The 13656-nt window shown below is 45.6% G+C and carries 8 protein-coding genes; 7 read left to right on the top strand and 1 reads right to left on the bottom strand.

The window, feature by feature from the left end; genetic code table 11:
• Positions 1-18: 18 nt before the first annotated feature.
• Positions 19-945 (bottom strand): malate dehydrogenase, encoded by a 927-nt coding sequence (gene mdh / locus LZG72_RS04365; RefSeq protein WP_233867999.1) that lies wholly within the window; start codon positions 943-945, stop codon positions 19-21.
• A gap of 207 nt (positions 946-1152) precedes the next feature.
• On the opposite strand from mdh, the gene LZG72_RS04360 reads away from it, so the two are divergent.
• From LZG72_RS04360 to gcvH, 7 genes are all read left to right on the top strand, one after another.
• Positions 1153-1569 carry a YkvA family protein gene (locus LZG72_RS04360; protein ID WP_233867996.1) on the top strand — a complete coding sequence of 139 codons (417 nt, stop codon included), beginning with the start codon at positions 1153-1155 and terminating at the stop codon, positions 1567-1569.
• A 69-nt stretch (positions 1570-1638) separates the two neighbouring features.
• Positions 1639-1839 (top strand): twin-arginine translocase TatA/TatE family subunit, encoded by a 201-nt coding sequence (locus LZG72_RS04355; protein ID WP_026631334.1) that lies wholly within the window; start codon positions 1639-1641, stop codon positions 1837-1839.
• A 90-nt stretch (positions 1840-1929) separates the two neighbouring features.
• Positions 1930-3387: an Asp-tRNA(Asn)/Glu-tRNA(Gln) amidotransferase subunit GatA gene (gene gatA, locus LZG72_RS04350; RefSeq protein WP_233867993.1), complete on the top strand. Its 1458-nt coding sequence runs from the start codon at positions 1930-1932 to the stop codon at positions 3385-3387.
• Between the two features lie 273 nt (positions 3388-3660).
• Positions 3661-5241 (top strand): lytic transglycosylase domain-containing protein, encoded by a 1581-nt coding sequence (locus LZG72_RS04345; protein WP_233867990.1) that lies wholly within the window; start codon positions 3661-3663, stop codon positions 5239-5241.
• A gap of 33 nt (positions 5242-5274) precedes the next feature.
• Positions 5275-5865, top strand: a complete 591-nt coding sequence (gene ruvA, locus LZG72_RS04340) for a Holliday junction branch migration protein RuvA (protein WP_233867987.1) — start codon at positions 5275-5277, stop codon at positions 5863-5865.
• Positions 5866-5964: 99 nt separating this feature from the next.
• The gene (gene sprA / locus LZG72_RS04335) at positions 5965-13131 is read left to right on the top strand and encodes a cell surface protein SprA (RefSeq protein WP_233867985.1); all 7167 of its coding nucleotides are present in this window, start codon (positions 5965-5967) and stop codon (positions 13129-13131) included.
• Between the two features lie 75 nt (positions 13132-13206).
• A complete protein-coding gene (gcvH, locus tag LZG72_RS04330; protein ID WP_233867983.1) occupies positions 13207-13587 on the top strand; it encodes a glycine cleavage system protein GcvH in 381 nt (126 codons plus the stop codon).
• Positions 13588-13656 lie beyond the last annotated feature (69 nt).

Genomic DNA, 13656 nt, shown 5'->3' with positions numbered 1-13656 from the left:
TACTGCCAATTAAGGATTTTAGAAACTTAGCGCACCATTCATTGAGCGAACGGCTTCCGCAGACTTTTCGTAGGCCGCTTTTTCGGCATCGCTCAGGCGAAGATTGATGATTTTCTCCCAGCCATTTCTTCCCAAAACTACGGGCACTCCCATACAGATATCCTTCTGGCCATATTCGCCATTCAGATAAACGCTGCAAGGAACAATGCGTTTCTGATTGCGCACGATACTTTCAACAATCATCATCGTAGCTGCACCGGGAGCATACCACGCCGAGGTACCGATCAGCTTGGTCAGCGTAGCGCCGCCAACCATGGTATCTGCCGCCACTTTTTCCAGTTGCTCGGCCGACAAAAAGCGGCTTACCGGGATACCATTATACGTGGCAAGTCTGGTGAGTGGGATCATGGTTGTATCACCGTGTCCACCGATCACCATTCCGTGGATATCCAATGGCGACACATCCATTGCGAGAGCCAGATACGTTTTGAAACGTGCGCTATCCAGCGCGCCGCCCATTCCGATCAACCGTTTTTTAGGAATACCCGATTCTTTGAAAGCCAGGTAAGTCATGGTATCCATGGGATTGGAAACCACGATAATGATCGCTTTTGGCGAATATTTAAGAATGTTTTCAGTTACACCTTTTACAATCCCTGCATTAATCCCAATCAATTCTTCACGTGTCATACCAGGTTTGCGGGGGAGGCCGGAAGTGATCACAACGACGTCTGATCCTTTTGTTTTTTCATAATCGTTGGTTGAGCCGATTGGTTTTGTATTGAACCCGAGTAAAGCTGCCGTCTGATACATATCAAGCGATTTTCCTTCGCTCACACCTTCTTTTATATCGAGCAATACAACCTCTTCTGCCAGTTCGCGACGAATAATATTATCGGCAGTAGTAGCGCCAACGGCACCCGCACCTACAACTGTAATCTTCATAAAGAAATATGGTTAATTGTATAGAAATTAATGCTTTTTAAATTTTCTCCTAAAAGTAGGACACATAATTTGTTAATACCAAGATGAATGAAATTTTTTGCCAGAAAAGTCGGCGGAGAAATCCAAAGTGCAATTTTTTACGTATTTTAATAGTTATATCGACATTATAAACCACTTTTTCTGCCTGATGTAATGAATGAAGAGTCAATGATTTCACGAATTTTAAAATCTGTTTTTTTTAAGAGCGCCACTGGAAAAGCTGGACGGTATGCCAGAAATTCAGGCAAATTATTTGAGTTGATCAAGGATTCTGTAAGCAAGCTTCAGGGTGTCGGCTTCAAAGGAAATCTAGCTGAATTTCAGACAAGTGTTCAGTTGCTGATCCGGATGGTGCGGGCTTATGCTTCGGGAGAATACAGGAACCTGCCCTGGAAAAGTTTGCTTTCCATTGTGGCTGTACTCATCTATTTTGTATCTCCTATCGATCTTATACCTGACTTTTTGCCCTTCATAGGCGTTACAGATGACGTCGCGCTGGTGGTCTGGCTGATTAAAACATTGAGCACGGATGTGCAGAAATTCGGAGAGTGGGAGAAGAAGGGAAAAACGATTAACATAGGATAAAACAGAACCGTTTAGTAGTTTCTGTAGAAAAGAATTTTTATTTTTGTAAACATTAAAAAAGAAACAGATATGGAATCAGTAACCGTTTTGGCATTTATGGGATTAGGTGGACAAGAGATCTTTTTGGTTGCCTTGTTCGTTTTACTTTTCTTCGGTGCGAAGAAAATTCCTGAGTTGATGCGCGGTTTGGGGCAAGGTATCAATGAATTCAAGAACGCTACTAAAGACGTTAAGGAAAATATTGAAAAAAGTATGGAAGACCCCAAATAACGCTTCCATCTTATCGAAATTATAACCAGGGCCTGTAAGTCGCAACTTATCGGCTCTGATTCTTTATTTACAACCCACAAGAAAATTGCTTTGAAAGAATATCTGACGCTAGCCGAAATTCAGGAAGATTTGCGTGAAGGAGGTTTGACATGCGTCCAGTTAGTTGATCATTATTTACAAAATATCGAGTCCAATAAACATCTGAATGCGTTCGTCGAAGTCTATGCAGACGAAGCAAAAAAAGCAGCTCTTGCTTTGGATCAGAAAATGGCCAGCGGCAGTTCCGGCAGGCTTGCCGGGCTGGTAGTCGGACTCAAAGATGTGCTTTCCCACAAAGGTCATGGCCTGCAGGCCGGAAGCCAGATCCTTCGTACATATCAGGCGCCATTTAATGCAACGGCTGTACAACGGTTGCTGGATGAAGATGCGATCGTCATCGGTCGCCAGAACTGTGATGAATTTGCCATGGGGTCGTCGAATGAAAATTCCTCATTTGGTCCGGTGCTCAATGCAGCTGATACGACCAAAGTCCCGGGAGGTTCATCGGGTGGTTCGGCGGTAGCAGTCCAGGCTGGCCTTTGCCACGCTTCTCTGGGAAGCGACACGGGCGGTTCTGTTCGTCAGCCTGCTGCATTTTGCGGGGTTATTGGTGTGAAACCTTCATATGGTCGCGTTTCGAGGTATGGACTGATCGCCTATGCATCTTCATTTGATTGCATTGGCCCGATCACGAAAAGTGTGGACGATGCTGCGCTAATTCTTGAAATCATGGCGGGTGCGGATGAGTATGACAGCACTGTTTCTGAAAAAGAAGTGCCTGCATATTCAAAATCAACTGAATGGAACGGAAAAGCGAAGATCGGGTACATCCGTGAATCAATAGAAAGTGAAGCAATTTCCTCGGAGATAAGGCAGCAGACACGGGAAACGCTCAATCGCCTCCGGGCGGAAGGCCACGAAGTAACTCCTGTAGAAATCCCACTTCTGGATTCGCTGTTACCTACCTATTATATCCTGACTACCGCTGAGGCTAGTTCTAACTTATCCCGATTTGATGGAGTACGTTACGGATACAGAAGCCCTGAATCCGTAGACCTTGAAAGCATGTATAAAAAGACTCGCACAGAAGGGTTTGGGGAAGAGGTAAGGAGAAGGATTTTGCTCGGGACTTTTGTTTTAAGCGCAAATTATTATGACGCATACTATACCAAGGCGCAACGCGTTAGAAGATTGGTGCGGGAGGAAACGAACCGTTTCTTCGAACAGTTTGACTTCTTGATTTCGCCCGTGTCACCTACTACGGCTTTTACAATTGGAGAAAAGACAGAGGATCCGTTACAAATGTATCTCGCTGATATTTTCACAGTACAAGCTAATGTAGTTGGCAATCCGGCTATTTCTATCCCAAATGGAGAGGATAAGGACGGAATGCCGATTGGAATTCAAATCATGGCTCCTTATTTTAGTGAGGAAAAAATGCTGGCATTTGCCAAATACCTCACAGGGCTTAATAAAAAGGTTGCCGTAGAATATAATACAAATGAATAGTTGGCATAATCCCATTTTGGGTTATTTTTGCGATCTTGCTCATTGAGCTGCATTTGTATTTAAACCCAAGGTTTTAAGTAAATAATCGTGCCAGGATAGCAGGCGGTTGGTCAGTTATTCAGTCACAGATTTTTGTGCCGATAGTAAAATGTATTAGAGTTTATTCTGATTCATAAGGCCAGTTTAAGAGGATTTTTATCTGTAAGTAGTTCATCAGCAGGTATCAGCCATTGAAAACCATGAATTGATTAACCTTCAAAAAACATTTAATTGATGAGGATTTCGAAAAAAGTATTGTGGCTCGGAGCCGTGTGTGTTGGATTATGGAATACGTCAGCAATGGCAGGAGACGCTACTCCGGTTGTTCCACAGGAGAGATTAGCATTCGAGTCAGATACACTGCAGACTACTGCTCAGGAAGAGAAAGATTTGTTACCCTATTTACCTGAGGTTGAAGTAATCGGCCCCACCCCGGCAGTTCCGGAACAGCTTCTGAAAGAGCGGTTTGCAAAACTTGAGAAATCGATCCCACTCAGGTACCACAAGTCTTCTCATGAGTTTGTAGAATATTTTATTTATAAAAAAGCAGAGTTCACCAAGACGATGATGGAGAAAATGCCTCTCTATTTTCCTCTTTTTGAAAAGGCACTTCAAAAGCACGGGCTTCCAACCGAACTCAAATATCTTTCGATGATTGAATCGGGGCTTAACCCGACTGTCATTTCCCATGCCCGCGCCGGCGGATTGTGGCAATTCATGCCCGCTACGGGCCGGGAGTTCGGTTTGTATCAGGACAAATACATTGATGAGCGTTTTGAGCCGGCAAAAGCCACCGAGGCAGCTTGTCTTTATCTGGCGCAACTTTATCGGATTTTTGGCGACTGGGAACTGGCGCTGGCATCCTATAATACAGGTCCGGGCAATGTAAAACGTGCCATGCGTCGCTCGCGCGGAACCACTTTCTGGACGATCTACAATGTACTTCCACGCGAAACCCGTTCGTACGTGCCGCAATATGTGGCTATGAATTACATGATGAACTATGGTCACGACCACGGCATTTACCCTGAAAACACAGAGTTCCCGATCCCGAACGACACCATTCATATTAATGGATACATTGATTTAGCTGCGTTTTGCCAGCAAAGCGATATCCGGTTTGAAGATCTTCAAAAGCTGAATCCACAAATCACTAAAACGATACTTCCGGAACAAACCAGGGATTTCGTATTGAAAGTACCAAGTGTGCAATACACCTATTTTGTAAGTAACCGGAACGTAATCATGGATTCCTGCACGAGAAGATTTCTTGCGTCGGGTCTGATGGTTGCGAAAGTGGATAGCACCAAAACCGATTCACTGGGAAGGAATTCTGCGTTTCCTTACGCCTTGGCAAGTGTTGACACGGGTGTAGAGGATGATGAACACGATTCGGAAACGGAGCAGGTCGTAACGTCGAGAAGTTCGACTAAAACTAAAAAATCTTTACATACCGTCCGCCGCGGCGAAAACTTAGGGGCTATTGCGAGACGTTACCATGTGAGTGTGGCGGAATTGAGGAGATGGAACCACATCCGGAGAAATAACATTCAACGCGGGCAGCGACTGGTTGTTTACAAAGAAGTAAAAGTTGCAGCGCCAAACACAAGGGTTGTACTGGCATCATATCGTGCCGACGAACCCGTTGCTAACAAAGACAGGCACGTCAGAAAGAAATATCACACGGTACAGAGAGGGGATACATTATGGATCATTTCGCAACGATATGGTCTGGAAATCGGGCAGTTGAAAAAACGTAACAGGATTAGAGGAAACTCCATTAAACCTGGCCAAAAACTCATCATTTCGACCTAATAAACAAGAGTCACAAACACACATACTATTTCTATGATTGCCTACGTTAACGGAACTGTAGCTTACAAAGATCCGGCATACGCCATTATTGATGTCAATGGAGTAGGCTATGAAGTTAAAATTTCTTTACAAACCTATACTTCCCTCCCGGATGTAGGTGAACGTTGCAAGCTGGTAACGTTCCTGAGTATACGGGAGGACGCTCATGTCCTTTACGGGTTTTGGGGAAATGATGAAAAAAGGCTGTTTCTTGATCTTACGAGTATTTCAGGGATCGGGCCGTCAACAGCATTGGTTATGCTTTCATCACTTTCTTCTTCCGAAATCAGACAAGGCATTATAGACGAAGACCTGCGTCTGATACAATCTATAAAAGGTATCGGATCAAAAACTGCTCAACGCGTAATCCTGGAATTAAAAGACAAAATTCGTAAGGAAGAGCTGGTCTCAACAGGTCCAAAGTCCTCAGAAACATCTTCCGGCACAATAAGAAGTGAAGCATTAGCTGCATTGGTGACACTGGGTATCCCAAAACCAACTGCGGAGAAAAGTGTGGATACCATTCTTAAACGTGAAGGACAGGCTATTACTGTTGAAAACCTGATTAAGCTGGCACTTCGCTAATAGGGACCGCAATGATATTTGATGTAAAACTTTACGATAAGAAAATCGTTCGGACGGCTTTGAGTGTAAATACAACCTTCTCTAAATAAGTACATTACCTTGTCATCAGCGATTTACTCTTTTCTTTTCAAGGTAGTAAGCATCTCGGCCGCGGCGGCATTGTTGGCCAACGTTTCGGTTGATGGGAATGAACCGTACTCACAGCAAGCTCAGGAATGGGCGCTGCTGGCGGACACCATTCCCGAGGATACCATTAGAAGAAATCTGGACCGTTCCGGTAGCCAGCTCATCATGCGCTGGAAAGATTTCTATTCTAACAGGATCGCCGAGCCGCGACCCCGTTCTCCATTATACCTTCGCGACCCAGCCAACATTTCCACGACCATTATGCTGGACAGTGCGGGGAAAGTCGCCGTGTCGGAAAAAATCCAGACGCCTAATGGCAATCTGAACTTCCGCGCTCCTGAGCGTATGAGTCTGGAGACATATGACAAAATTCAGGAAGACCGTGCTTTTAAAAGTCTGTTGCGGGAATACGCAGGAAGGCAGGATGGAAAAAGCGCAATGGGTGCGAGAGGGCTTTTACCAAAACTGGATATCCCACCTGCGCTGTCAAAACTGCTCGGCGATGATTTTGTCAATTTCAAACCTACCGGTTTCGTATCGCTGGATCTGGGCTTAATGCACCAGTTTCTGGACAACCCGTCCATCCCGATCCGTCAGCGCCGGAATACGCAGTTTATATTTAACGAGCAGATCAGTATCAACTTTGATGCAAAACTTGGAGATCAGCTCGGGTTTCAGACCAATTTCGATACCAAGGCAAACTTCAATTTCGAGAATGCGATCAAGCTGAACTATAAGAATCCCGAAGAGAGCTTCATCCGCAAAATTGAGGCGGGGAATATCAATTGGGCTATCAATAGTCAGTTGATTCCCGGCGTTCAAAATTTGTTTGGTTTAAAAACAGATTTCCAGTTCGGTAGATTGAGTGCAACATTCGTGGCTTCCCAGCAAAAATCCAGTAAAGAACGGATGGTACTGAGAGGCGGAGCACAGAACCGGGATTTCGAGCTGCGGGCCGATACTTATGATGAAAACCGCAACTTTTTCCTTTCTCAATATTTTAGAAATAAATTCGAAAGTTCATTACAAAATACCCCCACGATCACGTCAGGTGTAACCATTACAAGGCTGGAAGTGTACGTGACTAACCGTACAACTACCACCGAGTCGCTGAGGAATGTCGTCGGTTTTACTGATCTCGGCGAACCGGCACCGTATAAAGCTGCGAATCCCAACCTTCAACCCATCCGCTCTACTTCGCCGGCAGACAATGCTGCAAACGGTTTATATCGAACCCTGACTTCCAACGATGCATTCAGGCAGGTGGATAATACAAATAGTGTTATTACCGGTCTCGGCCTTGAAAAGACGGTGGATTATGAATTGCTTCGCGGATCTAAAAGGCTTATAGCGGACCGTGATTACACATTTCATCCGCAATTGGGATATATCTCGCTGACCAATGCATTGCGGAATGATGAAGTGCTCGCCGTTTCCTACGAATATACGCTTAATGGCCGCGCATTTAAGGTGGGTGAACTTACCGAAGACTACCAGGCCAGAAAAGACAATGAAGTAATCGCATTGAAACTGCTTAAATCGTCGACCATCCGGAACAACACAAAGCTTCCGATGTGGGATTTGATGATGAAAAACATTTACTCGCTGGGGACCAGCCAGATTGATAAGCAGGGCTTTCAACTACGGATTATTTACAAAGATGACCAGACAGGTATCGATAACCCCAATTTGCAGGAAAGCAGCATTGCCAACGTTCCGTTAATCCGCCTGGCAGGTCTGGACCGGCTGAACCCGGTGAACGATCTGCAGCCGGATGGCAATTTTGACTTTGTGGAGGGCATTACAATGGATAGTAAGACCGGCCGCATTATTTTCCCGGTACTCGAACCATTTGGCAGCAACCTGTCCAGGAAATTCGGAGCAGGGGAGGATCAGTTCAGGAACAAATATGTGTTCAATGAACTGTACCGGACCACCATGATCGACGCGCAACAGGTTACGGAGCGCAATAAGTTTTTTATCAAAGGATCTTATCAATCCAGTGGCGGGGCGGAAGTACAGTTGCCTTTTGGCGTACTCGAAACCTCCGTAACGGTTACTTCGGGCGGTGTGCCGCTTTCGCCCGGTTCGGATTACATTGTTGAGGCGCAGATAGGCCGCGTACGTCTGCTGAACAGCAGTGTGCTGAATTCGGGGAGGGAAATTGTGATCGAATACGAACGTCCGGATATGTTCCAGAACCAGATCCGCTCGCTTCTCGGAACCCGGCTCGACTATGTGTTCAACAGGGATTTCAGCATGGGTTTTACCGCAATGAAATACCGTGAACGTACTGCCGGATTTTTATCCCGCGTTTCGATCGGCAACGAACCGGTGAACAATACGATCCTCGGGTTCGATATGAATTTCCGGAAGGACGTGCCATTTCTGACGAGGTGGCTCGATGCATTACCATTGATCCAGACGAAGGAAATGTCGAGCATTCAGTTTAAAGGTGAATTCGCCAAAATGCTGCCTGGCGTTTCAAAAGATGTAAGAAACCGATCGCTGGTTGATGACTTCGAAGCTACCAGAACCATTTACGATCTCGCCCGCCAGCCACAGAAATGGAGATTGGCATCCGTGCCAACGAAATTCCGTGACGGGCTGGATGGAAAAACATTGAATTTCGGTTATAAGCGTGCTAAAATTTCCGCCTATACCGTCGACAACATCTTTGGCGGGGCGCAGGGACTGGGCGGAGGTTATCAGCCGCCGGCTAATTTCGAGGAGAGCGACCGTGAAAACTTTTATGAGCGTTTGTTCCTTCCAAATGAGATTTTCCCGAACCGTGCCATCGCAGGTTTGGTAACATATCCTCAGCAGGTTTTAGATATCGCCTACTATCCGAGTGAGAGAGGGATGTACAACTACAATACTGATCTGAGTTCGGACGGTCGTCTTAAAATTCCGAGGCAGAACTTCGGCGCATTAAGCCGCGCGATTACTTCGGATAATGACTTTGATAATGCGAATATTGAGAGCATTGAATTCTGGATGCTGGATCCATTTATAAACGATGCTACCCGCGGCCAGGTGCGGGACGGTTTTGAAAACAGACCTAATACTACGGGTGGAAAGCTGGTATTTAACCTGGGGGATATATCCGAGGATGTGATCCCCGATGAACGCTACAACTTTGAAAACGGACTTCCGTTGGTGCCGAAGCAGGTTGGGGTCAATGTAGATTCTACCGCCTGGGGCTATGCTACCAAGTCGCAATACCTGATCAACGCATTTAGTAATGAACCGGGGGCGCGGGAAAAACAGGATGTTGGTTTGGATGGGTTGACAAATGCGGAGGAACGGGCATTTTTTAAACAATATCTTGACCGGCTGCCAGCTAATTTAACACCGGCTGCGAGAGACAGAATACTATCAGATCCTTCGGGCGATGACTTTAAATTCTTCCTCGGGGAGGAGCTGGACAGCGCAAACCTGAAAGTCCTCGAACGCTACAAGAATTACATTGGAATGGAGAACAACTCGCCCGAAAGTCAGGGAAGAGCTACCGATGTAACACCGGCATCCACCAATGTACCTGATGGCGAGGATATGAATGTCGACAATACGATCAATGATAATGAGTCGTATTACGAATATGAAATTGACCTTAAACCGAACCAGCTGGCGATCGGTAATGGATATATTGTAGATAAAACAGTTACTGCGGGACAAAACTGGTATTTGTTCCGGGTACCGATCAAAGAATTTTCGGGAGTTATCGGGAATATGAATGGGTTCAAATCCATTCGTTTCATGCGCATGTACCTCACCGATTTTCAGCAGCCGGTTGTTTTAAGGTTTGCCCAATTACAAATGGTTGGTCAGCAATACCGGAAATACACTGCCAATCTGGATGCACCCGGTTTGCAGGAAGTTCCGGAACCTTATGATGCGAAATTTACGGTCGGGACGGTTAGTATTGAGGAAAATAGTGATAAACCGCAACCTGGCAGCACGAACAAATATGTCTACCAGATCCCACCAGGCTGGATACGCGATCAGGATAATACTCAGAGGCCGCCTTTATTGCTCAATGAGCAGTCAATGAGTTTGTGTGTGACGGATTTGAGAGATGGCGATTCTAGGGCCGTTTTCAAGAATGTAAATCTCGACCTGCTTTTCCGCAAACGACTGCGTATGTACGTGCACATGCAGAACGAGCAGAGTGAAGATGGAATGGTGGGCGCATTTATGCGGATTGGTACGGACCTTACCCAAAACTACTACGAAATTGACCTGTCAAGCTTGCAGGCGACCAGGCCGACGGCCACACGTGATACGGAGATCTGGCCGGAGGGAAATGAAATTAACATTGCTCTGGACGACCTGATCGAAGCGAAATCGCTGCGTAACAGGCAAATCGACAGGAACCTGAGTGTACCATATACGATTACTACCGCTGACGGTAAATATAAACTTACGATAGTTGGTAACCCCGATCTGAGTTCGGTTCGGGTGATGATGATCGGGATGCGAAACCCGAAATCGGTTGACGAGCGTCCGAAATCATTTTGCATTTGGGTGGACGAAATGCACGTGGAAGGTTTTGACGACACCGGCGGAATTGCAGCCGTCGCTCAGGTGAATGCGAAGCTTGCCGACTTTGCGACAGTTACCGCGTCTGGCCGGATTGAGACATTTGGTTTTGGAAGTGTTCAGCAGAGAATTGGCGAGCGTTCGCGGAATTTCACCCAGGAATATGGGTTTTCATCAAATATCGCCCTGGATAAATTGCTGCCTGCCTCATGGGGTTTCAGTATCCCGCTGTTTGTGAGTTACGACAGGCGAAATGTAAAGCCGCACTTTAATCCGCTCGATCCGGATACGCCATTGAGCACGTCACTGGATAATCTTTTGTCTGATGAAGAACGGGACGGCTATCGGCGAATGGTGGAGGAAAATGCGGTGAAACGCGGATTCAACTTCTCCAATGTGAGGAAAATGAAAACGAAGCCGGGTGCCAAAAGCCATATTTATGACTTCGAGAACTTTGCATTTACTTATGCTTTCAGCGACGACAAGCGGAGGAATGTGCTGACACAGGAATATAATCAGCGCATGTATAAAGGCGGAATATCGTATGTATACGCCAGTCAGCCGAAACCTTTTGAGCCATTCAAAAACTGGAAATCCACCAGCCGCTGGACGGAGCTGATCAAGGACATTAACCTCACGCTGATGCCGAACATGATCCAGCTTCGGACGGACGTGGATAGGCGTTTCCTCAAAACACAGTTGCGTAATGCGGATTTGACGACGGACGGTATTCAACCATTATACGAAAAGTATTTCTGGTTTAACCGCTATTACGATTTCGGCTGGAACCTGACCAGAAATATGACATTGACCTACAACGCAGCGGCCAACTCGATCATCGATGAGCCCATGGGGGATATTAACTCGGGTGAGAAAAAGGATTCGCTTTGGACCAATTTTAAAAAACTGGGAAGGATCAAGAATTTTGATCAGAAGATTGACCTGACATATCGTTTACCTCTGGATAAAATACCTCTGGTAGACTGGATGACCGCCGATTACAAGCATTCGGTCGCATACCAATATCAGGCGAATGCATTGGGCCTGAAAGATACGTTGGGACTTCCATTTGGAGATATCATCCGTAACAGCCGCGAACGCGGGGTAACCGGGAAGGTGGATTTTGTATTGCTTTACAATAAATTGCGCTATCTGAAATTTGCCAACACACCTTCGGCTGCACGTAAGAATTTTGCGAGAAGCCCGGGTGATATTGAGGACATTGATATGCGGACAACCGACATTCTCAAAAATGTGACGCGCATGTTAATGACCGTCCGGGGAATTAATGTCAGCTATTCGGTTTTGGAAACTACGGCTTTGCCAGGGTATTTGCGGGCACCTAAATATTTTGGACTTGATAATGCGAATGCGCCCGGACTTCCATTTGTATTAGGGCAGCAAGACAGAAACTTCCAGATCAAAGCGGCGGAAAAAGGCTGGATCACCACAAGTAGGGAGCAAAATATGCCTTTCCAGCAGACGATCTCGAAGAACTTTTCTGCCAATACGACGCTCGAACCTTTTAAAGATTTCAGGCTGATCATTGAGGCGCGGTTGACAAGACAAGACGCTTATCAGGAATTTTACCGGCCCGATACAACCGGAGGTTTTGTGTCTCAAAGCCCATTACGTAACGGACAGTTCAGTATGTCGTTCATGTCGTTCCGGACTGCATTTGCCAAAATGAGACGCGATAATTCTTCTCCGGTTTTTGATAAATTCAGAGCTTATCGCGCCATTCTCCGCGACCGTCTGAATGCTGAAAATCAAAGTGGCGGAGAGTACAATGAAACTTCTCAGGATGTACTGATATCTTCGTTCTTTGCGGCTTATACCGGTAAAGATCCGAATACAGTCCGTACCAATCCGTTCCTTAAATTCCCGATGCCTAACTGGGATCTGAGTTATAATGGTTTGTCTCAGTTGCCGATGTTTAAGAGAATGTTCAGTTCTTTTACATTGAAACACAAATACATGTCGAATTACAGTGTGGGTAACTTCACTTCATCGCTGGATTATGAGGCACTTTATGTGAACCTGGCGGTTACCGGATACCCATTATCTTCCAGACTGAATGATTTGGGTCAGTACATTCCGGTTTTCTCGATGAGTACCATCACATTATCAGAAAAATTCCAGCCGCTGGTGGGTGTTGAATTCCGAACGCAAAGCAGAGTGACGGCCCGGATAGAATACAACCGGGATCGCACCATTGCATTGAACCTTTCCAATTCGCAGGTAGCTGAACTTTTTAATCAGGATGTGACGGTGAATATTGGTTTTACCAAAAACAATGTGGCAATTCCATTTAAGATCAACGGCGTTAAAAAGAAACTGAAAAATGATATGACCATGCAGCTGGGGCTAACTTTCCGCGATACCAGGTCTATTCAGCGCAAATTCGACGGAGAAAACATTCCGATCGCTGGTAACATCAATTTCCAGTTGCGACCTACCATTAACTATATGGTTAATAACAGGTTAAGCATTCAATTCTATTTTGACCGGACCTTCAACGATCCGCTCGTTTCCAACTCGTTTTACAGGGCCAGTACCTCCGGCGGGATCCAGTTGAAGTTCAATCTCGCTGAATAATATTTGATTTGGAAAATACAAGGTACATCCTGTAATTTGCGCTTCAAAGATGTATAAAACTTACCTGATTAAATCATGAATTTTCCGTCAGAATTGAAATACACAGAAGATCACGAATGGATCCGTATCGACGGAGATATCGCAACCATTGGAATTACGGAACATGCGCAGAACGAATTGGGCGATATCGTGTATGTGGATATCAATACGGTAGGGGATGCACTTGAAAAAGGCGAGATTTTTGGTTCGGTTGAGGCAGTGAAGACGGTTTCTGATCTTTTCATCCCGGTTCCGGGTACAGTACTTGAAGTGAATGAAGAACTTGACGGCGAGCCAGAACTTGTTAATACAGACCCTTACGGACGCGGCTGGATGGTGAAGATCAGTCTTACTAACCCAGGCGACGAAGATGGTCTTTTATCCGCAGAAGACTACCAAAAATTTATAGGTGCCTGATATAAAGTTTAAGCTCCATTTGGAGCTTTTTTTTTGAAACCGGTTTTCGTTTAGGCTCCGGGCATTAGT

The sequence above is a fragment of the Dyadobacter sp. CY323 genome (assembly GCF_021390245.1).
GTDB lineage: Bacteria > Bacteroidota > Bacteroidia > Cytophagales > Spirosomataceae > Dyadobacter.
The sequence above is the reverse complement of the archived record's forward strand: the minus strand, read 5'-3'. Positions and strand labels throughout refer to the sequence as shown.